We start from the raw sequence: 20,974 nt of genomic DNA, 5'->3' as shown, positions 1-20,974 counted from the left end.
GGCCTGACCGACACCAGCACCACACGGACGGGGTCCGGGAGCACATGCTCCCGGACCCCGTCCGCCGTTCGGGTCTCGACGCCGGTCCTGACGGTCGTGTTAGCGTCGATGGACCACCTCGACGACGAAGTGAGGACCATCGATGTCACCGATGACGAGAAGACAGTTGCTCGCCTGGGCTGCAGCGGGTGGTGCGACCGCGCTCCTGGCGGGCTGTTCCACCCCGGGGACGGTGTCGCCGAACACCGGTCCGACGATCGCCCCGGCCGCCGCCGGCGAACGGATCACGCTCACGTACTGGGCCTGGTTGAAGGACCTCCAGAAGGTCGCGGACGTCTGGAACGCCGACCACCCGAACGTGCAGGTCGAGGCCGTGTGGATCCCCGGCGGCAACGACGGCGGGTATCAGAAGCTCTACTCGGCGCTCGCCGCGGGCGGCGGTCCGGACCTCGCACAGGTCGAGATGCGCACGCTCCCCGAGTTCCTGCTCGTGAACGGGTTGGTCGACCTCCGGCGCTATGGCGCGGACGAGGTCGCGTCGCGGTACAACGAGACCCTCTGGAACCAGGTCTCCTACGTCGACGGGGTCTACGGGATCCCGCAGGACTCCGGTCCGATGGCGCTCTACTACCGCCCGGACCTGCTCGACCGGGTGGGCGCGAAGCCACCGACCACCTGGGACGACTGGTTCCAGGTGGCGGGGGCGGTGCGCGAGGCCGACATGTACCTGGATTGCTTCGCCCTCGACGACGCGTCGTGGTTCGCGGCCATGGCGACCCAGGCCGGCGCGTCCTGGTTCCGTGTCGACGGCGACCGGTGGATCGTGGACATGACGGACGACGCGACCCTGGAGACGGCCAGGTTCTTCGACCGGGCCATCGACGAGGGCCTCATGACCACCTCCTACAGCCAGTTCTCGCCGGCATGGTTCGCCGCTGCGGCGAAGGACTCGATCGCGTCGCTCGCCGGAGCCAGCTGGGGAGACGCCCTGCTCCAGGGCGTCTCGGGGGCCGAGGGCAAGTGGCGGGTCGCGCCGTTGCCGCGGTGGGGGAGCGAGGGGTACGGCTCGACCTTCCAGGGCGGGTCCACGGCTGCCGTCCTGGCGAACAGCGCCCACCCGAGGGAGGCGCTCGAGTTCGCCGTGTGGATGACCACGAGCGACGCCGGCATCGACGCCATGATCGAGCACTCCGGCATCGGGTGGTCGCCGAACGACGCCTACATCGGCGCGCGCCGACAGCAGCCGAGCGAGTTCTTCGGTGGCCAGAACTACAACGAGGAGGTCTTCGTGCCGGCGGCCAAGGAACAGAACAACGAGTGGCAGTGGTGGCCGCTCACCCAGCAGACCTTCAACATCCTCGCCGACGGGTTCCGGGCCAAGGCCTCGGGCGGCACCCTCGTGGACGCCGTGGTCCAGGGGCAGCGCGACGTCATCACCGCGTTCCGCAACAAGGGCCTCCGGATCGAGGCGGCGTCGTGAGCGCCGTCACGGAACGCCCGGCGCGCGGTGTGGCGGACGACCCGTCGCGGTCGGGGGCGCAGCGCCGACGCCGGACCTCGGTCGCGGCTCCGTGGGTGCTCCTCGGACCGTTCCTGGCGCTCTTCGTCCTCACCTTCATCCTGCCGATCATCGTCGCGATCGGCAGCAGTTTCCTCCGCGTCTCACGGAAGGGTGTCTTCGGCGAGGAGGGAGTCACAACCGAGTTCGCGTGGTTCTCCAACTACGCCCAGGCCCTGGAGAACGGCAACTTCATCGCCTCGATCGGCCGGATGCTCCTCTTCGGCGTCGTGCAGGTCACGGTCATGATCGCCCTGTGCACCCTGCTGGCGCTCCTCCTCGAGTCCGCCTCCGCGAAGTGGCCGGGGTTCTTCCGTGCCGTGTACTTCCTGCCCTACGGCATCCCCGGCGTGATCGCGACGATCCTCTGGTCGTTCCTCTACGTCCCGGGACTCAGCCCGATCATCGACATCGCCGGGGCGATGGGGATCGAGCTCGACTTCCTCGGCGCAGGCACCGTGCTCTGGTCCATCGCCAACATCGTGACGTGGACCTACACCGGCTACAACATGATGATCATCGTCGCCCAGTTGAAGGCCATCCCCGGCGAGGTGTACGAGGCCGCGAAGGTCGACGGCGCCGGGCCGTTCCGGGTCGCGGTGAGCATCCAGCTCCCGCTCATCCGGCCGGCGCTCATCCTCACGACCGTGTTCTCCATCATCGGTACGCTCCAGCTCTTCGCCGAGCCCCAGGTGCTGCAGACGGTGTCGCCCGCGATCGACAACGAGTACACGCCGAACCTCAGCGCCTACACGACCGCGTTCGCCTACAACGACTACAACGTCGCCGCAGCGCAGGCGGTGCTCATCGCCGTGGTCGCGTTCGCGCTGTCGTTCATCTTCCTGCGCCTGACGTCGAGGAGGGCATCATGAGCGAGACCCGGAGCATCACGACCGCGAGCTCGTCGAAGCGAGCCCAGCGGCTGAGCGATCAGCAGGGACGCCCAGGTGGATCCAGGGCGATGCGGGTGCTCGTGACGGGCATCCTCGTCGTCGTCGCGGTCTACTTCCTGGTGCCGGTGTACTGGGTGGTGATCGCTGCGACCAAGAGCACCGAGGATCTGTTCGGCAGCAACGGCTTCCTCCTCGGCTCCGAGTTCTCGTTGTGGTCGAACCTCCACGAGGTGCTCATCTACGACGGTGGCATCTTCGTCCGCTGGTTCGGCAACTCGGTGCTGTACGCGGGCGTGGGGGCCCTCATCGCGACGTACCTCGCCGCCGCAGGTGGGTACGCGCTCGCGAAGTACCGGTTCCGCGGGCGCAACCTCGTCTTCGGCACCATCCTCGGCGGGGTCCTCGTGCCGGGGACGGCCACCGCGCTCCCGCTGTTCCTGCTCTTCAGCCAGATGGGGCTCGCGAACACGTACTGGTCGGTACTCCTGCCGTCGCTCGTCTCGCCGTTCGGGTTGTTCCTCTGCCGGATCTACGCCGATGCGACGATCGACGACTCGCTCATCGAGGCCGCGCGGATCGACGGGGCGAGCGAGCTGCGGATCTTCCACACCGTGGGGCTGAAGATCCTCACGCCAGCGCTCGTGACCGTCTTCCTCTTCCAGCTGGTCGGCATCTGGAACAACTACTTCCTGCCACTCGTCATGCTGTCCGACAGCACGCTGTACCCGATCACCCTGGGCCTCAACAACTGGCGGAGCCAGGTCGACCGCTTGCCGGAGTTCTACGAGCTGACGACCGGCGGCGCGCTGTTGTCGATCATCCCGTTGGCGATCGCGATGATCGTGCTGCAACGCTTCTGGCGTGGCGGGCTCACCGAGGGATCCGTGAAGTAGCCACCGGCGCGGAGACGGAGACGGGCCTCGGATCAGCCGATCCGGGGCCCGTCGTCAGTCGTGCCGAGCTAGAGGCTGCAGGTGTTCCCGAGCGTGGTGAACTTGTCCTGGAGCTTCGTGAGTGAATCCGTGAGCCCGGTCTGGTCGACGTTCTGCGGGTCGTCGACAGCCGTCTTCGCGACGTCGATGAAGTCGTTGAGCGCCTTCACCGAGTCGTTCGCCGCGGTCTTCACCTCGTCGTTCGTGACCTTGTCGGCCGCCGCCTTGAACGTTCCGGAGAAGTCGTCGAGCTGGGTGACGGCCGCCTCGGGGTCGGAGGACAGCGAGCTCAGGCCCGACTGCAGCTGCGAAGCCGACTCCGTCACCTCGGACTGGATGAGCTTGCACGCATCCTCTTTGCTCTGGGCGCCGCCGGCACAGCCGGTGAGGAGCAGGCCCGAAACGGCGATCGCGCCGAGGAATGCTGCTGCGTTCTTCTTCATGGTGGTGTGATTCCCCCGTGTTCGGAGCCCGTGGCGGGCCCGCCCGCACGCTGCGGTCGGCCTCCAGGCTACCCGGTGGAGCCCGCCACCCGCAGGCGTGCGCCGTCCGATCCTGGTGCGCGGTCGTCGTCGACATGGACGCGAGCCCCGTTTATTTGTAAGCTTGGCGAACAAACCGGTGGTGCGAGCGGGTCGCACCACGGATCGAAGGAACCACAGCATGCAGACGCGCCACGACGCCCTCCGGAGACGAGCCGCGTGAGGGTCGGACTCGACATCGGCGGCACGAAGACCGATGCGGTCGTCGTGACGGACGACGGCGCGCTCCTGCATCGGCTCAGACTGGTCACCGGACGCGGCCCGGACGCGGTCGTCGAGACCGCCGTCGAGGCCGTCAGTCGGCTCTCCGACGCCGTCGCTCGTCCGATCGACGCCTTCACATCGGTCGGCGTCGGTATCCCCGGCCTCATCGTCCCGGGCACCGGCCGCGTGACCCACGCCGTCAACCTCGATGTGGAGGAACTCGAGCTCGGCGCGATCCTCGCCCAGCGCCTCGGGGTCCCCGTCGCCGTGGAGAACGATGTGAAGGCGGCCGCCCTCGGCGCCTGGCAGCTCCTCGACGGCTCCGGCACGATGGCCTACCTCAACCTCGGCACGGGCGTCGCCGCCGGCATCGTCACGGACGGCCGGCTCTGGCAGGGCTCGAGCGGGGTCGCCGGCGAGGTGGGGCATCTGTCGGTCGATCCGCTCGGCGACCGCTGCGGGTGCGGACAGCGCGGGTGCGTCGAGACCATGGCCGCCGGCGGTGCGGTCTCCGCTGCCTGGGGAGCCGACGTGGCACTGCCGGTGCTCGACCTCTTCGACCACGCCGACGCAGGCGACCCACGGGCCCTCGCCCTCCGCGCACGCCTCGGTCACGGAGCGGCCGCGGCCGTCCGCATCCTGACCCTCACCGTCGACGCCGACGACATCGTCCTCGGCGGAGGGCTCACCGCTCTCGGCGAGCGACTGCTCGCCGTCATCCGCGAGGCTTTGGCCGAATCCGCCGCCGGGTCTCGATTCGTCGCATCATTGCAATTGGAACAGCGCGTGCGCCTCGTGCCGACGGGATCCCCCGTCGCGGCGATCGGCGCAGCGCTCGTGGGAAGAGGAGAATCGTCGCATGGCTGAAGTCGTGATCGTGGGGGACAGCGGTGCCGCCGGCGCCCTCGTCGCGGAGGCGATCGTCTCCCTGATCGAGGAGCGTCCAGACGCCGTCCTCGGACTGGCGACTGGTTCGACACCGCTCCCCGTCTACGAAGCGCTCGCGACCCGGTCCCGCGACCTCGACGTCTCGCGGGTGCGCGGGTTCGCCCTCGACGAGTACGTCGGCCTGCCGGCCGGGCACCCCGAGTCGTACCGTTCCGTCATCACGCGTGAGGTCGTCGAGCCACTCGGTCTCGTGCCCGAGCGCATCCAGGTGCCGAACGGTGCAGCCGAGACCATCCAGCACGCCGGCGCCGACTACGAAGCGGCGATCCAGGCCGCCGGTGGTGTCGACCTGCAGATCCTCGGCATCGGGACCGACGGCCACATCGGGTTCAACGAGCCTGGCTCGTCGTTCGCGTCTCTCACCCGCGTGAAGACCCTGACGGAGCAGACCCGCCGGGACAACGCGCGGTTCTTCGACTCGATCGACGACGTACCCATGCACTGCATCACCCAGGGGCTCGGCACCATCCTCCGCGCGAGACACCTCGTCCTCCTCGCCTTCGGTGCGGGGAAGGCCGCTGCGATCGCCGCCGCGCTCGAGGGACCGCTCTCCGCGAACCTCCCCGGTTCGGCCGTGCAGCTGCACCCGCGCGCCACGGTGGTCCTCGACGAAGCGGCTGCGTCCGAGCTGCAGCACGCCGACTACTACCGCTACGCATATGCCAACAAGCCCGCCTGGCAGGGCATCTGACGGCTCAGGCGACGCCCGCCAGGCGGAGGAGCGCCGTTGTGAGGGCTGCTGCGAGGACGATGACGACGAATGGTGCGTTCCTCCAGGCGAGGACGCCGGCGATGATGACGCCCGAGAGTCGCGCGAATCCCGCGAACTGCTGGTCCTGGGTCAGTGCCGTGGTCGTGAGCACCGCCATCAGCAGGACGATGGCGGCGTCCGCGAGCAGCGTCTCGACCCGTTCCGAGACCTCGGTACGGGTCCGCAGGAGTGGCCCGGCCAGGCGGAACGTGTAGGTGCCCACCGCGAGGATCGCGATCCCGACCAGCACGAGCATCGACTGGTTCATGCGGTGACCTCCTGCTTCGGCTGCTTCCGGCCGAAGCCGAACAGGAGACCGACGAGCGACAACAGGACGGGGATCCCCGCCGGGAGGAACGGCGTCGCGGCGACGGCGACGACCGCGCCGACGAGCGCGGCTCGGCGCGTCCGGCGCTCGCGAAGGGCGGGGAAGATGAGGGCGAGCAGGACGGCGGGGAACATCACGTCGAGTCCGAAGGCGTCCGTGTCCTCGATCACGGTGCCGGCGAAGGCTCCGAGTGCGGCACCCGCGGGCCAGCAGAGGAGGATGCCGAGGCCGCAGGCCCAGAACGCGGCGCGCTTCCGCTCCAGGGTGTCCTGGTCGAGCGCGAAGACGACGGACTCGTCGTTGAGGAGGTGTGTACCGAGCACGCGGCGCCAGCCCGTACCGACGACCTCGTGGATCGCGAGGCCGAACGGCAGGTGACGGGCGTTCACGAGCAGCCCGGCCAGGGCGGCGGTCAGTGGACTCCCGCCGGCCGCGACGATCCCGACGAACAGGATCTCCGAGGCACCGGCGAGGACGAGCAGGGCGAGCGCCAGTACGACCCAGGGCTGGATGCCGGAGTGCACGGCGACGGCTCCGTAGGAGATGCCGACCAGCCCGTCGGCGATGCAGACCAGCGCGATGGCCCGCGTGGTCGGCCGACCGAGGTGACTCCATATCGAACGCACGTACACTATATTGAACGCCGGTCGAGCGTTCGTCAAATCGAACGCGTAATACTCTGGAGCGAACGCATGACGCAGGTCGAACCATCCGACGACGGAGCACCGCACGCCGCGGTCGCGGCGGCGCTGACCCGCGAGCGGCAACGCACCGGGCTGTCACTCGCCGAGGTGGCCCGTCGAGCCGGGATCGCGAAGTCGACCCTCTCGCAGCTGGAGGCGGGGCTCGGGAACCCGAGTCTCGAGACCCTCTGGGCACTCAGCGTCACCCTCGACGTCCCGTTCGCCCGCCTGGTCGAGCCGGTGCGGCGACCGGTCCAGGTGATCCGTGCCGGTGAGGGGCCGACCCTCGCCGCGTCCGGGGCGGATTACGTCGCGACGGTGCTGTCGGCCTGCCCGCCGAACGCCCGACGCGACATCTACCGCATCGTCGTCGAACCGGGTGAGCCGAGGCGTTCGGAGCCGCACATGCCGGGCGTCGTCGAGCACTGGATCCTCAGCACCGGTCGCGCGTCCGTCGGACCCGTCGGCGAGGAGGTCGAACTCGGTCCGGGGGACTACCTCGCCCATGCCGGAGACGTGCCGCACGTCTTCGAGGCGCTCGAGCCGGGCACGACCGCCGTGGTGGTCACTGAGCACGTCTGAGCACCTCGACAAGCTCGGTGACCGGGACCGCTCGGTGACCGGGACCGCTCGGTGACAGGGATGATTCGGTGCCGGGACGGCGTGATGGCTGCTCAGCCGTCGATGACGTGCACGAGCTCGTCGATGAAGCCGGCGAAGTCCTCGGAACGGCGGATGATCCGGGCGACGCTCGAGCGCTCCGAGAACACCTCGACGAACTGGTCGAACACCGTCTGGAACGCCGCGCGACCCGATTCACTGAACGCCACGAGTGCGACGACGCTCACGCGCGCTCCGCCCCACTCCATCGGCGTCTCGTTCACGGCGATCGCGATGGCCGTCGAGTGCGCGGTCATCGCCATGGCGTGCGGCACGGCCAGGGTGTCGGTGAACGCCGTCGACGACATCCGCTCCCGCTCGATCGCCGCGGTGAGGTAGCTCTCGTCGATGATCCCTCGGGCGATCATGCGCTCGCCGAGCAGGCGGATCATGCCCTCCTCGTCCTCGGCATGCGCGTTCCGGAGGAAGAGGTCCGGGTGGAAGTACTGCAGCAGTTCGTCGGTGATCTCCGACAAGCGGGACGATCGACGGACGCGGCTGACCGCGGTGCGGACGCGCTCCACGTCGGCCGCGGTGAGGAACGGTTGGATGACGACGATGCCGTCGGCAGGGGCTGGTGGCTCGATCGTCGTGAGCACGAGGTCGGTGTCGATGGCGGCCCAGTCGACGTCGGTGCGGGTGATGACGGATCGGACGTCGAGGACGTCGCCGAGCTGCGATTCGACGCGTCGGCGCAGCACCTCGTGCATGTCGTAGTAGCCGGCGGAGACGATCGTGGAGCCGAGGAGGGCCTCCTTGCGGGCCTTCTGCTCGAGCTGGGCGCCGACGTGCATCGCGATGTAGGCGATCTCGTCGTCGTTGATGATGATGGAGCCGTGCCGCTGCAGTTGGCTGGCGATGAAGACCGCGAGCTCGTAGATCATCGGGTACGAGGTCTTGATCGAGCGGGTCAGCGGATTGCGGGAGTAGGACTGGTCCTGTGCACGACGGATGAGGTTCTGGACGTGGAGGGTGAGCCGGACGATGAAGTCCTCGTCGGAGAGGTCGACGAGGTACTCGCGGCCGGCGCGGTCGACGGCCTGACGGACGGCGGCGAGGTCGTCCTGGTTGACGTAGTCGTCGACGAGGACTTCGGCGGGAGCCCCACTGCCCGGCGTCACCACCCGTGTCACGAGCAGGTAGCTGAGGTACACGAGGTCACCCTCGCCGAGCTCGACGTGGAAGTGGGCGTCGACGAGCCTCGCCAGATCCTCCGCGACCGCCTCGACCTCCGGGGTGCGCGGAGCGTGGTCGGCGGGCTCCGCCGGACGGTCCTTCGTGACGCGGTCGATGGCGATCGCGATGTGGAGCAGGACGTTCGCGATGCCGTACTCGTTCACGTAGTACCCGCGCGCGGTCAACGCTTCGAGCAGCTCGCCCTTGAACGGGCTGAACTCGTTCGGCGCGAACGCGCGTTGGAGCGCCTCGAGTTCGACGATGCCGCGGTCGGTCTCGTCGCGGAACATGCGGCTGAGGAGGCGCCGTCGCTCGGTCTCGCCGCCGGCCATCGTCACCGTCGATCCGGAACGGTCGAGCGTGAGGGCGGTGTCGGCGAGCATGGCGCGGACCCGGCCGAGGTCGCCCTCGACGGTCGACTCGCTGACGTGGAGCCGCTGTGCCGTCTCGTGCACGTCGATTCCCGAGGGGGCGCTGATGAGCAGCCGGACGAGCCCGTACAGCCGATCCCGGGGGGTCTCCGATTCGAACGCCGATGCGGCTCGGCGTCGGTAGACCGCATAGCCGTCGGCGTTCAGCCGATACCCGTTCGGCCCGGACTCGACGACGTCGTGCGGAGCCGTGCGGGTGTTGACCGCCGTCACGTAGCTGCGGACGCTCCGCGGTGTGACGCCGAGCACCTCCGCGACCTCCGTGGCCGTCGTCCAGCCGTCCCGTCCCGCGAGGTAGCCGAGCATGCGGTCGTGTTTCTCGCGTGCCACGATGCCCTCTCCGTCGGTCGGCCGTCGCGCGGTCCGGGCGAACCGCTCCACCGAGTCAACCACCTTCCCAGCCGCTTCCGCGCGTTCGACGACCTTTCCGCCCCGGCGGAAGAGCTTCTGGTGGAGCCGCGAGGGGTGCGACGGAATGATGGATAGGTAGGCAATCGGCGGTTCTGGAGAAGGTTCGATGAAGATCCTGGTGATTTGCGGCGCGGGTGCGTCGAGCACGTTCATGGCCCAACGCCTGCGTCGCGCAGCAGCCGACCGTTCGGTCGACGTCTCCGTCGCGGCCGGTGCCGAATCGCAGGTCCTCAGCGGCACGATCGCCCTCGACGGTGTCGACGTCCTGCTCGTCGGCGCCCACCTCGCCGACCACGAAGCCGCGCTGCGCGCTGCGGCCGAGCCCACCGGCACCGCGGTCGCCGTCCTGCCCGGCGACGTCTTCGGCGTCGAGGGTGGCGCGCGAGCCCTCGAACTCGTCCTCTCGATCCACTCACCAACCAGGAGGTAACCCCATGGCAACTCGAACCGTCCGCATCGGCTCGTCGCACGGCCTGCATGCCAGGCCCGCGAAGCTGTTCACGCAGGCTGCGAAGGACGCCGGGGTCCCGGTGACGATCGCCAAGGGCAGCGGCAAGCCCGTCAACGCGGCGAGCATCCTCGGCGTGATCGCGCTCGCCGTCGAGCACGGCGACTACGTGACCCTGTCCGTCGACGGCGAGGGCGCCGCAGCCGAGGGCACCCTCGACACGCTCTCCGAGCTCCTGGTGACCGACCATGACGAGCAGTAGTCCGATGACCGCGTTCCAGGGCATCGGTATCGGCCAGGGCGTCGCCGTCGGCCCGGTGGCCCGCATGGCCGACCCGCTCCCCGCGCCCGCCGACGTCGCCAGCACCCTCGACCTCGCGACCGAGACCGAGCGCGCGAACACCTCGCTCGCCGCGGTCGCCCGCGAGCTCGAGGCCCGAGGCGCCGCTGCCGGTGGTGCTGCTCGTGACGTCCTCGAGGCCCAGGCGATGATGGCGGAGGACCCGACCCTCGCCGAGGAGATCGCCACGCGGCTCGCGGACGGCAAGACCGCCGAGTGGGCGGTCCACGCGGCCTTCGCCTCGTTCCGCGACCAGCTCGCCGCGATGGGCGGCTACCTCGGGGAGCGCGCCGCCGACCTCGATGACGTGTCGCAGCGGGTCATCGCCGACCTCATGGGCGTGCCGGCCCCCGGTGTCCCCTCGCCCGGCCACCCGTTCATCCTCGTCGCCCGCGACCTCGCGCCGGCCGACACCGCACTCCTCGACCTCGACCTGGTCCTCGGCCTCGTCACGAGCGACGGCGGCCCGACCTCGCACACGGCGATCCTCGCCCGCGAGAAGTCGATCGTCGCGATCGTCGGCGTCGTCGGAGCAGCCGAGCTGACCGACGGCACGACGCTCGTCGTCGACGCGGCAACCGGTGAGGTCACGGTCGATCCGACCCCCGAGCTCGTCGCCGCCACGGAGCAGCGCATCGCCGACCGCCTCGCGCTCGTGAACGCACCGGTCGTCCCCGGTGCGTTGGCCGACGGCACCCCGGTGCCGCTGCTCGCGAACCTGGGCTCGGCCGAGCACGCCGACGCCGCCGCAGAGCTCGGCGCCGAGGGCGTCGGCCTCTTCCGCACCGAGTTCCTCTTCCTCGACCAGGCGCTCGCGCCGACGGTCGAGCAGCAGCGTGCGCACTACGAGAAGCTCCTGAACGCCTTCCCCGGCCAGAAGGTCGTCGTGCGCGTCCTCGACGCCGGTGCAGACAAGCCGTTGGCGTTCCTGAACGACGCGCACGAGGACAACCCGGCGCTCGGACTCCGCGGCCTCCGTGCACTGCGGGCGAGCGAGGACATCCTGCGCGAGCAGCTCACGGCGCTCGCCCAGGCCGACGCCGCGACGGACGCCGACCTCTGGGTCATGGCCCCGATGGTGTCGACCGTCGAGGAGACGAAGTACTTCATGGCGATCGCCGCCGAGTACGGTCTGAAGACGCCCGGTGTCATGGTGGAGGTGCCGTCGAGCGCCCTCCTCGCCGACCGCGTCCTCGCCCACGCCGGATTCGCGTCGATCGGGACCAACGACCTCACGCAATACACGCTCGCCGCGGACCGCCTGCTCGGTTCCGTCGGTGCGTTCCAGGACCCGTGGCACCCGGCGGTCCTCCGTCTCGTGCAGCTCGTCGGCGAAGCCGGCCAGCACCACGGCAAGCCGGTCGGCATCTGCGGCGAAGCAGCCGCCGACCCGCTCCTCGCCGTCGTCCTCGTCGGACTCGGCGCCACCACCCTGTCCATGTCACCGTCGGCGCTCGCCGACGTCCGTCACTCCCTCCAGCAGTACACGCTCGACGATGCCCGGCGCATCGCGGCAGCAGCATTGGCCGCCGACGGTGCGGCCGAAGCCAGGGCAGCGGCCACCGCTGCAACGACTCCCGAAATGAAAGAGGCAACATCATCATGACAACGACGTCTACTCCCAAGAAGCCGGGAGGTGCACGAGTCGGCGTTCAGCGATTCGGCACCTTCCTCTCCGGCATGGTCATGCCGAACATCGCGGCCTTCATCGCCTGGGGCCTCATCACCGCGTTCTTCATCGCCACCGGCTGGCTCCCGAACGGCGTGCTCGGCGGCTTCGGCAACGCCGACCTCATCGGCTGGCAGGGTGCCGCGACGGCACTCGCGCAGGCCGACGACGGCACGACCTTCCCGCAGTACGTCGGGCTCGTCGGCCCGATGATCACGTACCTGCTCCCGCTGCTCATCGCGAACACCGGTGGCCGCATGATCTACGGTGAGCGTGGCGGCGTCGTCGCCTCCATCGCGACCATGGGCGTCATCGTCGGCAGCGCGATCCCGATGTTCATCGGTGCGATGATCATGGGCCCGCTCGCCGCGTGGCTCATGAAGCAGGTGGACCGGATCTGGGACGGCAAGATCAAGGCCGGCTTCGAGATGCTGGTCAACAACTTCTCCGCGGGTATCCTCGGAGCCCTCCTCGCCATCGGCGGGTTCTACGGCATCGCCCCGATCGTCACCGCGCTCAGCAGCTTCCTCGAGGGCATCGTCGACTGGCTCGTCGCCAACTCGCTCCTGCCGATCGCGAGCATCTTCATCGAGCCGGGCAAGATCCTCTTCCTCAACAACGCCATCAACCACGGTGTGCTGACCCCGCTCGGTGTCCAGCAGTCCGAGGAGACCGGCAAGTCCATCCTGTTCCTCCTCGAGGCGAACCCCGGTCCGGGCCTCGGCATCCTGCTCGCGTTCTGCTTCTTCGGCATCGGTCTCGCGAAGGCGTCGGCTCCCGGCGCCGTCATCATCCAGTTCTTCGGTGGCATCCACGAGATCTACTTCCCGTACGTGCTCATGAAGCCGATGCTGGTCCTGGCCGCGATCGGTGGCGGCATGGCCGGTGTGGCGACGAACGTCGCGTTCAACACGGGTCTCCGCGCCCCTGCTTCGCCCGGCAGCATCATCGCCGTGCTCATCCAGACGGCACCCGACAGCTACTTCGGCGTGATCCTGTCGGTCATCGTCGCAGCAGCCGTCTCGTTCGCGATCTCCGCGATCATCCTGCGGGCCAGCCGGAAGCGCGACCTCGAGAACGAGAACGCCGGTGACCTCTCGGCCGCCGTCGCCGCGACCGAAGCCGCCAAGGGCAAGAAGTCGAGCGTGCTCGGCAACCTCTCCGCCGGAAGCGCCGCAGCCGGAGCTGACGTCGTCGACGAGGGCGTCGTCACGACGCTCGAGCGCGGACCGATCCGCAACATCGTCTTCGCGTGCGATGCCGGTATGGGTTCGAGTGCGATGGGCGCCTCGGTGCTCCGCAACAAGATCAAGAAGGCCGGCATCGACGAGATCACCGTCACGAACAAGGCGATCGCGAACCTCGCCGACGACGTCGACCTCGTCATCACCCAGCGCGAGCTGACGGAGCGCGCGAAGGAGAAGACCCCGAGTGCCGTGCACATGTCGGTCGACAACTTCATGAACTCTCCGAAGTACGACGAAGTGGTGGAGTTGCTCCGCGGAGAGGGAGCACACTAGCAACGGAACGATCCCGGGGCGCACGCGAAGGGCGTGCGCCCCGGGGCTCCATCCACCGCCCTTCATCCGGCTCCGGACCGCACCGGCGGAGCCCCGCACGACGAATGCAGAGGAAGACATGTCGCAGGTACTGACCCAGGATCGGATCACCATCGTCACCGGGACGGTGACGCAGGAGGAGGCCATCCGCCGCGCTGCCGACGCCCTCGAAGCGGCCGGCGCCGTGACCGACGAGTACTTCGAGGCCATGCTCGCCCGCGAGCAGTCCGTGTCGACCTACATGGGCAACCTCCTCGCCATCCCGCACGGGACGAACGACGCGAAGGAGGCGGTCCGCGATTCCGCCCTGTCGTTCACCCGCTACGAGACCCCCATCGACTGGGACGGCGACGAGGTCCGCTTCGTCGTCGGCATCGCCGGCAAGGACGGCGGGCACATGGAGATCCTCTCCAAGATCGCCATCATCTTCTCCGAGGACGACGAGGTCGCCAAGCTGCTCGCTGCCGAGACGCCTGAGGAGCTCTACGCGCTCCTGAGCGAGGTCAACGAGTGATGCGAGCCGTCCACTTCGGCGCCGGCAACATCGGGCGCGGCTTCGTCGGCCTGCTCCTCCACGAGGGGGGCTACGAGGTCGTCTTCGCGGACGTCAACGCCGAGCTCATCGATGCGATCGCCGCGGCCGACAGCTACACGGTGCACGAGGTGGGCGACGGCGCGAAGGACACGGTCGTCACCGGGTTCCGCGCGGTCAACAGTGCCACCGACGAGGAGGCCCTGGTCCAGGAGATCGCCACCGCCGACGTGGTGACCACCGCCGTCGGGCCGACCATCCTGCGCTTCGTCGCTCCGGTCATCGCTCGGGGGATCGCCGCCCGTCCGGCCGACGCCGCTCCGCTCGCGGTCATGGCCTGCGAGAACGCGATCAACGCCACCGACCTGCTCGCCACCGAGGTGCGCCAGGCGGTCGGCGACGAGGCCTGGGCGTCGCTGTCGACCCGGGCCGTGTTCGCGAACACGGCCGTGGACCGCATCGTCCCGGGCCAGCCCGCCGGGCAGGGCATCGACGTGACGGTCGAGACGTTCTACGAGTGGGCGATCGAGACCCCGGCGTTCAACGGCTCGCTGCCGTCGATCCCCGGTGCCCACTTCGTCGAGGAGCTCGCGCCGTACATCGAGCGGAAGCTCTTCACCGTGAACACCGGCCACGCCTCCGTCGCCTACTTCGGTGCGCGCGCCGGTATCGGGACCATCGCCGAAGCGCTCGCCGAGCCGTCGATTGCCGTAGCCGTCGGTGCGGTGCTGGAGGAGACCTCCGCGCTGCTCGTCGCCAAGCACGGGCTCGACGTCGACGCGCAACGCGAGTACCGCGAGACGATCCTCCGTCGCTTCGCGAACGTGCACCTGCCCGACACCGTCGAGCGCGTCGGTCGGCAGCCGCTGCGCAAGCTGAGCCGGACCGAGCGGTTCATCGGACCCGCCGCCGAGCTGGCGGAGCGCGGCATGGCCCACGACGCACTGGTCTCGGCCATCGGTGCCGCGCTCGAGTTCGACGTCGCCGACGACGAGCAGAGTGTCCATCTGCAGGCGAAGCTCCACGAGCTCGCTCCGGGCACCTTCGTCGAGGAGGTCACCGGGCTCGCCCCCGAGCACCCGCTGGCTCCTGCGGTTCTCGCGCAGGTCGTCGCCCGACAGGCATCGCTCGCGTAACGCCCTTCGACAGGCTCAGGGACCGGATCTCCGGACCCTGGGCCTGTCGCCGTTTCCCGGCCGGTCTCCGGCCCCTGAGCGCGCCCCATTCGGGTCCCTGAGCCTGTCGAAGGGCTTCAGAACATCTTGCCCGGGTTGAGGAGGTTCTCCGGGTCGAACAGCCGCTTGATCCCGTGCTGGAGCGCGAGCTGATCCTCGCCGAGCTCGTCGCCGAGCCAGCGCTTCTTGAGCAGGCCGATGCCATGCTCGCCGGTGAGGGTGCCGCCGAGCCGCAGCGCGGTGGTGAAGAGGTCGTCGGCGGCCTGCCAGATGAGGTCTGGTACCTCGACACCCTCGAAGACGAAGTTCGGGTGGAGGTTGCCGTCGCCCGCGTGCGCGACCGTGGGGATGGAGATGCCGTACCGGCGCTCGATCTCGCCGATCGCCGTGAACATCGCCGCCAACTGGCTGCGGGGGACCGACACGTCCTCGATGAGCGGCGTGCCGAACTGCTCGAGCGAGGGATGCAGGGCGCGGCGGACGGCCAACAGATGCTCACCCGTCGCGTGGTCGGTGGACATCTCGGCACGCCCGCCGCGGGCGTGGAGCACCTCGAGGATCGCGGCGGCCTCCGCCTCGGCGTTCGGGCCGTCGGTCTGGATCACGACGTGCGCCTCGCCGCTGGTGGGGGTCGGCAGCTGCAGGTAGCGGTGCACGGCGACGAGCGCGACGGGGTCGAGCAGCTCCATGATCGACGGCTGGACACCGGATGCGGTGACGGCGGCGGTGGCCTCCGCTGCCGAGACCACGCTCGGGAAGTACCCGGCGATGGTCGCGACGGTGCCCGGCGTCACGCGCCGGATGCGGACGGTCGCCTCGACGATGACGCCGAGGACGCCCTCGGAGCCGACCATGAGACTCGTGAGGTCGAGGCCGGTGACCCCCTTCACGCTCCGGTGCCCGACGCTGATGAGCCGTCCGTCGGCCAGCACCACCTTGAGGGCGAGGACGGCGTCGCGCGTCACGCCGTACTTGGCGCAGAGCAGGCCGCCGGCACCGGTCGCGATGTTCCCACCGACGGTCGAGATCGCGCGGCTCGCCGGGTCGGGCGCGAACCAGAGCCCTCTGGCGAGCAGGAGGTCGTTGAAGGCGCCGTTGATGATGCCTGGTTCGACCACCGCGAGGAGGTCGGGTTCGTTGATCTCGAGGACGCGCTGCATCTGGAGCGTCGACAGGACGATCTCGCCCGCGCCGCCGAGCGCGCCGCCGGCCAGTCCGGTACCGGCGCCGCGCGTCACGACCGGCGTCCCGGTCGCGGTGGCGATCCGCATCACCGTCTGGACGTTTGCGATGGAGCGCGCGGAGACCACGGCGATCGGTGGGGCGTCGGACACGTGACCCGATTTGTCGGACCGTGCGTCCGCGAGGACGGCGTCCGTCGTCGAGACCGCGTCGCCGAGGGCGTCACGGAGGGCGTCGAGGACGGTCTGCGTCGTCATCGCGGCAGGGCTGATCCGTCGGCCCAGACCGCCTGGACGTTCCACTGGTGGTCGAGGAGGACGGCGTCCGCGGCGTATCCCGGGGCCAGCCGTCCGAAGCGGTCGGCGAGGCCGAGGACACGGGCCGGGGTGCTCGTGAGGGCACCGACCGCCGCGTCCGCCGCGACACCGCTCGCGACGGCGAGTCGGAGCGCCCGGTCGAGCGTCAGCGTGGAACCGGCGATCGAGTCGCCTTCCACGAGCCGCGCCAGACCGTCCGTCACCTGGACCTCGAGCGCTCCCAGGAGGTAACGGCCGTCCGAGGACCCGGCTGCGGCCATCGCGTCGGTGATGAGTGCGACGCGGCCCGGGGCCTGCTCGAAGGCGAGCTTGGCGACGTCGGGGTGCACGTGTTCGCCGTCGAGGATGAGCTCGACCGTGACCCGCTCGTCGGCGAAGGAGGCGATGATCGGTCCTGGCGCGCGGTGGTGGATCCCGTTCATCGCGTTGAAGACGTGGGTGACGAGTCGGGCACCGAGGTCGAACGCCGTCTTCGTCAATGCCTCGTCGGCGTCCGTGTGCCCCACGGCGACGATGACGCCGGCCTCGACGAGGACCTGGATGGCCTCGAGTGCGTTCGGCAGCTCGGGAGCGATCGTGATCTGCCGGAGCGTGCCTCGGCTCGCGTCGATGAGGCGTTCGACGACCGCCGGGCTCGGGTCGATGAGCGCACCGGGGTCGTGCGCGCCCTTCTTGACCGGTGAGAGGAACGGGCCTTCGAGGTGGGCTCCGAGGACCAGGGGATCCTCGGCGACGAGGTCGGCGATCCCCTCGAGGCTCGCGACGAGGGCGTCGACCGGGTTCGAGACGAGACTGATGAGCGTTCTCGTGGTCCCGTGTGCCCGGTGCGCCGCGAGCGCGCGTCCGATGGCGTCGCGTCCGTCGTCGAATGACGACCCCCCACCGCCGTGGACGTGGAGGTCGATGAACCCTGGCGTGAGATGGCCGCCGTGTGCGTCGACGACGGATGCGTCGTCGCCGACGGGGACGGACCGCCAGTCGTCGCCGGTGCCGGTGGAGCGGATGACACCGTCGACCGCGTGCAGCCAGAAGGCGTCCTGGTGGCCGTCGACGTCGACCTTGGTGGCGGAGTGGATCAGGAGCCCGGTCATGCGAGCTGCTTCCGGCCGCGGACGACACCACTGGCGACGGCGACCACGGCGAAGACGGTCGCGATGATCGGTTGCCCGAGGTGCAACCAGGCGAGCGCCGCCGCCGCGAAGATGAGGAGCTCGACGACCGCCTGGCCGTAGAGGTCGATCCGGATCACGGCGCGCGGCGAGAGGAACAGCGCCCAGAGGATGATCGCCACGACCGGCGCGGCGATCCCGACGACCACGTTCAGGGGGAACGGCCACACCGCGACGCCCCAGAAACCGAGCGAGAAGAAGGCGAAGAGTTCGAGGAAGAACCGCAGGATCTCGTTGGGGCCGATCTTCACATCGGCGGGAGTTCGTTCAGACACCACACGATTCTACGGCGCATGGCCGGGACCACGCTCCGGGTCAGCGGAAGATGATCGTCCGCGCGCCGTCGAGGAGGACGCGGTCCTCGGCGAACCACTTCACCGCCTGGGTGAGGGTGCGGCTCTCCTCGTCCTGACCGATGGCGACGAGCTCTGCGGGGGAGCGGGAGTGGTCCACACGGACGACGTTCTGCTCGATGATCGGCCCCTCGTCGAGGTCGCTGGTCACGAAGTGCGCCGTCGCGCCGATGAGCTTGACGCCGCGAGCATGCGCCTGCTTGTACGGGTTCGCACCTTTGAAGCCGGGCAGGAAGGAGTGGTGGATGTTGATGGCCCGGCCGGCGAGGCGCTCGCAGAGCTCGGGGGAGAGGATCTGCATGTACCTCGCGAGGACGACGAGCTCGATGTCGTGCTCCTCGACGGCCTCGACGACCCTGGCCTCGAACGCCGCCTTCGAGGTGGCGTCCGTCACGGGCAGCGCCTCGAAGGGCACGCCGTAGAAGGAGGCGAGATCGCGGAGCGAACCGTGGTTGCTGAGCACGAGGGGGATCTCGACCGGGAGCTGGCCGGCCCGCTGGCGGAACAGGAGGTCGTTGACGCAGTGTGCCGCCGTCGAGGCCAGGACGAGCGTCCGGAGCGGGCGACCGACGACGTCGAGCCGCCACTGGAGCGCGTACCGCTCGACGACCGGCGCGATGGCCGCCTCGAAGCGCTCGCGTGAGACCGCAGCCTCGACCTGGAGCCGCATGAAGAACCGTCCGGTGTCATCGCTCGAGAACTGCTGGCTCTCGGTGATGTTGCCGTCGGCCTCGACGATCGCACCGCTGATCGCGTGCACGATGCCGGGCCGGTCCTCGCAGATGATCGAGAGCACCCAGTGGACGGAGCGCTCGTGCGTGGTCGATGGCACAGCGGAGGGATCGGTCGAGTTCGTCACCGACTCAGGTTACCGGGACCCGACCGCTCAAGCCGCAGGGACGGACCGCTCGTCGACGAGGTCGGCGTGGGAGGACTGCCGCAGGTACGACCGCACCGTCTCGCGGCTCTGCCGCAGGCAGTCGATGCGGGCGTCGATCGAGGCGATCTGCGCGTGGAGCGACTCAGCCGTCGCGCGGGAGCAGTCGGGCACCGCGCGCGAGGCGCGTGTCTCGTCGAGATCGAGGACCACGCGCACGAGACGGGTCGTGAGCCCCGCGTCGAACAGGTTGTCGACCGTGACGACGTGGTCGATCGCGGACGGTTCGTACTCGTCGGGCGCGTGCGACGCACGCACCGCCACCAGGAGTCCCTCCTCCTCGTAGGAGCGGAGCCGGGTGGCCGGGACACCCGTTCGTTCAGCGAGTTCTGCAATGCGCATGAGCGGCCTCTCTGTCACCTTCACGTCAGCTGCAACGTCGGATCGAGTCCTCCGCATTCCCGCCCTCGGGTAGACTCGTCCGCGGTCGCCGGATGTCGGTTGACCCTGGGCGCGCACATCAGCGCGTAGACGAACTCGTCCGCCACGTCAGCCGACGAGTGAACGCCATCGTTGGAGCAATCCGATGACCTCCTCTTCGCCCTCCTCGGCGCGCGCCGCCGAACCCACCAAGCCGTCGTCACCGCCGCCGTTCCCCTGGGTCGGCCTGATCGCGCTCGCGGCGGGCACCTTCCTCTCCGTCACCGGCGAGATGATCCCGACCGGCCTCCTTCCGGAGATGAGCACCTCGCTCGGCGTGACCGAGTCGCAGGTCGGGCTCCTCGTCAGCGTGTTCGCCTTCACGGTGGTGCTGTCGAGCACCGCGCTCATCCACCTCACCAGGCGTGTCCCGCGACACGCGTTGCTCGTCGCCGTCATCGTCGTCCTCGGCGTGAGCACCGGTCTCGGCGCGCTCGCCCCGAACTACGAGCTCCTCGTCGCCACCCGGGTGCTCGGCGGGCTCGCCCATGGCGTCTTCTGGGCGGTCGTCGGCGCGTACGCCGGTCACCTGGTCCCGAAGGAACAGCTCGCCCGCGCCGTGTCAGTGACGATCGCGGGAGGCACGCTCGCCTTCGTCCTCGGCGTCCCGCTCAGCACCGCGCTCGGGCACGCGCTCGGCTGGCGACTCGCGTTCGGCGTGCTCGCCGCGGCCATGCTCCTCGGCGCCGTCGTCGTGTGGTGGAAGCTGCCGCCCGTCGGTCGGGAGGAGTCGCACGCGGCCGCCTCGGGCGCCACGGGCCGTGATCCGAGCATCGTCCCGGTCGCGATCGTCTGCATCGCGGTCGGCGTCATCATGGCGGGCCACTACGCGTTCTACACCTACATCGCGCCCTTCCTCATCGGCGAGGTCGGTGTCCCGGCCGGCCAGCTCAGCATCCTCCTCCTCGTCTACGGCGTCGCGGGCGCGATCGGCCTCATCCTCACCGGCAGCGTCTTCGCGAGGCGTGCGACCACGGGTCTGTTCGTCGCCCTGACCGTTTCGGCGGCCATGGTGAGCGTCCTCGCCCTCTCGGCAGGCTGGCTTCCGGGCGCACTCGTCGCGTTCTTCCTCTGGGGGACGGCCTTCGGCATGCTGCCGCCGCTCATGCAGACGCGCCTCCTGCACGCGGCGAGCCCGCGCATCCGCGACACCGCGAACGCGTTCTACACGACGGCGTTCAACACGGGGATCGGTGGCGGCTCGGCGCTCGGCGCGTTGCTCCTCGCCGAGATCGGTCTCGGCGTGCTGCCGTGGGTGTACGTGTGCCTCGCCGTCGTTGCGACCTCGCTTCTCGCGGCGGACGTGCTGCGCACCCGCAAGCGAGAGTCCGTCTGATCACGCGACAGCCCCTCGCG

General features: G+C 69.6%; 22 protein-coding genes. 13 read left to right on the top strand and 9 right to left on the bottom strand.

Annotated elements, in window-relative coordinates; genetic code table 11:
- The first annotated feature begins 142 nt into the window (after positions 1-142).
- Genes CCK91_RS13255 through CCK91_RS13245 form a run of 3 tightly spaced genes read left to right on the top strand, consistent with a single transcriptional unit; the run spans position 143 to position 3,344 of the window.
- Complete coding sequence (locus tag CCK91_RS13255) at positions 143-1,480, top strand: ABC transporter substrate-binding protein (protein ID WP_086474431.1); 1,338 nt, start codon at positions 143-145, stop codon at positions 1,478-1,480.
- Entirely contained in the window at positions 1,477-2,430 is a 954-nt protein-coding gene (locus CCK91_RS13250) for a carbohydrate ABC transporter permease (RefSeq protein WP_369821904.1), read from the top strand. Before CCK91_RS13255 ends, CCK91_RS13250 begins: the two co-directional genes overlap by 4 nt.
- The gene (locus tag CCK91_RS13245) at positions 2,427-3,344 is read left to right on the top strand and encodes a carbohydrate ABC transporter permease (RefSeq protein ID WP_086474430.1); all 918 of its coding nucleotides are present in this window, start codon (positions 2,427-2,429) and stop codon (positions 3,342-3,344) included. Before CCK91_RS13250 ends, CCK91_RS13245 begins: the two co-directional genes overlap by 4 nt.
- A gap of 68 nt (positions 3,345-3,412) precedes the next feature.
- On the opposite strand, the gene CCK91_RS13240 is transcribed toward CCK91_RS13245, so the two are convergent.
- Complete coding sequence (locus CCK91_RS13240; RefSeq protein ID WP_086474429.1) at positions 3,413-3,826, bottom strand: hypothetical protein; 414 nt, start codon at positions 3,824-3,826, stop codon at positions 3,413-3,415.
- Positions 3,827-4,084: 258 nt separating this feature from the next.
- Here CCK91_RS13240 and CCK91_RS13235 point away from each other — a divergent pair, with 258 nt between their 5' ends.
- A complete protein-coding gene (locus CCK91_RS13235; RefSeq protein ID WP_086474428.1) occupies positions 4,085-4,996 on the top strand; it encodes an ROK family protein in 912 nt (303 codons plus the stop codon).
- Positions 4,989-5,768, top strand: a complete 780-nt coding sequence (locus CCK91_RS13230; RefSeq protein WP_086474427.1) for a glucosamine-6-phosphate deaminase — start codon at positions 4,989-4,991, stop codon at positions 5,766-5,768. The genes CCK91_RS13235 and CCK91_RS13230 overlap by 8 nt, the downstream gene beginning before the upstream one ends.
- Before the next feature lie 4 nt (positions 5,769-5,772).
- Here the strand turns inward: CCK91_RS13230 and CCK91_RS13225 are convergent, their stop codons facing one another.
- Complete coding sequence (locus CCK91_RS13225) at positions 5,773-6,096, bottom strand: AzlD domain-containing protein (protein ID WP_086474426.1); 324 nt, start codon at positions 6,094-6,096, stop codon at positions 5,773-5,775.
- Complete coding sequence (locus CCK91_RS13220) at positions 6,093-6,782, bottom strand: AzlC family ABC transporter permease (protein WP_086474695.1); 690 nt, start codon at positions 6,780-6,782, stop codon at positions 6,093-6,095. Before CCK91_RS13220 ends, CCK91_RS13225 begins: the two co-directional genes overlap by 4 nt.
- A gap of 66 nt (positions 6,783-6,848) precedes the next feature.
- Between CCK91_RS13220 and CCK91_RS13215 the strand changes: the two genes are divergently transcribed.
- A complete protein-coding gene (locus CCK91_RS13215) occupies positions 6,849-7,421 on the top strand; it encodes a helix-turn-helix domain-containing protein (protein WP_086474425.1) in 573 nt (190 codons plus the stop codon).
- A 92-nt stretch (positions 7,422-7,513) separates the two neighbouring features.
- Here the strand turns inward: CCK91_RS13215 and CCK91_RS13210 are convergent, their stop codons facing one another.
- Complete coding sequence (locus tag CCK91_RS13210; protein ID WP_369821903.1) at positions 7,514-9,436, bottom strand: BglG family transcription antiterminator; 1,923 nt, start codon at positions 9,434-9,436, stop codon at positions 7,514-7,516.
- Between the two features lie 187 nt (positions 9,437-9,623).
- Here CCK91_RS13210 and CCK91_RS13205 point away from each other — a divergent pair, with 187 nt between their 5' ends.
- The 6 genes from CCK91_RS13205 (at position 9,624) to CCK91_RS13180 (ending at position 15,201) form a co-directional block, all read left to right on the top strand.
- Positions 9,624-9,947: a PTS sugar transporter subunit IIB gene (locus tag CCK91_RS13205; protein WP_086474424.1), complete on the top strand. Its 324-nt coding sequence runs from the start codon at positions 9,624-9,626 to the stop codon at positions 9,945-9,947.
- A gap of 4 nt (positions 9,948-9,951) precedes the next feature.
- Positions 9,952-10,227, top strand: coding sequence for an HPr family phosphocarrier protein (locus CCK91_RS13200; RefSeq protein WP_064296634.1), 276 nt, complete (start codon positions 9,952-9,954; stop codon positions 10,225-10,227).
- 4 nt (positions 10,228-10,231) lie between these two features.
- Positions 10,232-11,911, top strand: a complete 1,680-nt coding sequence (ptsP, locus tag CCK91_RS13195) for a phosphoenolpyruvate--protein phosphotransferase (RefSeq protein ID WP_085510291.1) — start codon at positions 10,232-10,234, stop codon at positions 11,909-11,911.
- Positions 11,908-13,494: a PTS mannitol transporter subunit IICB gene (locus CCK91_RS13190; protein WP_086474423.1), complete on the top strand. Its 1,587-nt coding sequence runs from the start codon at positions 11,908-11,910 to the stop codon at positions 13,492-13,494. Before ptsP ends, CCK91_RS13190 begins: the two co-directional genes overlap by 4 nt.
- Before the next feature lie 118 nt (positions 13,495-13,612).
- Positions 13,613-14,047, top strand: a complete 435-nt coding sequence (locus CCK91_RS13185) for a PTS sugar transporter subunit IIA (protein WP_064296632.1) — start codon at positions 13,613-13,615, stop codon at positions 14,045-14,047.
- Positions 14,047-15,201 (top strand): mannitol-1-phosphate 5-dehydrogenase, encoded by a 1,155-nt coding sequence (locus CCK91_RS13180; RefSeq protein WP_086474422.1) that lies wholly within the window; start codon positions 14,047-14,049, stop codon positions 15,199-15,201. Before CCK91_RS13185 ends, CCK91_RS13180 begins: the two co-directional genes overlap by 1 nt.
- 116 nt (positions 15,202-15,317) lie before the next feature.
- On the opposite strand, the gene CCK91_RS13175 is transcribed toward CCK91_RS13180, so the two are convergent.
- Genes CCK91_RS13175 through CCK91_RS13155 form a run of 5 tightly spaced genes read right to left on the bottom strand, consistent with a single transcriptional unit; the run spans position 15,318 to position 19,540 of the window.
- On the bottom strand, positions 15,318-16,679 hold the full coding sequence (locus CCK91_RS13175; protein WP_086474421.1) for an FAD-binding oxidoreductase: 1,362 nt from the start codon (positions 16,677-16,679) through the stop codon (positions 15,318-15,320).
- Positions 16,676-17,830, bottom strand: a complete 1,155-nt coding sequence (nagA, locus tag CCK91_RS13170; RefSeq protein ID WP_086474420.1) for an N-acetylglucosamine-6-phosphate deacetylase — start codon at positions 17,828-17,830, stop codon at positions 16,676-16,678. The genes CCK91_RS13175 and nagA overlap by 4 nt, the downstream gene beginning before the upstream one ends.
- Positions 17,827-18,183 carry a YrdB family protein gene (locus tag CCK91_RS13165; protein ID WP_234993927.1) on the bottom strand — a complete coding sequence of 119 codons (357 nt, stop codon included), beginning with the start codon at positions 18,181-18,183 and terminating at the stop codon, positions 17,827-17,829. The genes nagA and CCK91_RS13165 overlap by 4 nt, the downstream gene beginning before the upstream one ends.
- Before the next feature lie 40 nt (positions 18,184-18,223).
- Positions 18,224-19,120 carry a formyltetrahydrofolate deformylase gene (gene purU, locus CCK91_RS13160; RefSeq protein WP_369821902.1) on the bottom strand — a complete coding sequence of 299 codons (897 nt, stop codon included), beginning with the start codon at positions 19,118-19,120 and terminating at the stop codon, positions 18,224-18,226.
- A 27-nt stretch (positions 19,121-19,147) separates the two neighbouring features.
- Positions 19,148-19,540 (bottom strand): MerR family transcriptional regulator, encoded by a 393-nt coding sequence (locus CCK91_RS13155; RefSeq protein ID WP_159453310.1) that lies wholly within the window; start codon positions 19,538-19,540, stop codon positions 19,148-19,150.
- Positions 19,541-19,724: 184 nt separating this feature from the next.
- Here CCK91_RS13155 and CCK91_RS13150 point away from each other — a divergent pair, with 184 nt between their 5' ends.
- Positions 19,725-20,954 (top strand): MFS transporter, encoded by a 1,230-nt coding sequence (locus CCK91_RS13150; protein WP_086474418.1) that lies wholly within the window; start codon positions 19,725-19,727, stop codon positions 20,952-20,954.
- Positions 20,955-20,974 lie beyond the last annotated feature (20 nt).

The organism is Plantibacter elymi (nom. nud.), assembly GCF_900177795.1.
GTDB lineage: Bacteria > Actinomycetota > Actinomycetes > Actinomycetales > Microbacteriaceae > Plantibacter > Plantibacter elymi.
The sequence above is the reverse complement of the archived record's forward strand: the minus strand, read 5'-3'. Positions and strand labels throughout refer to the sequence as shown.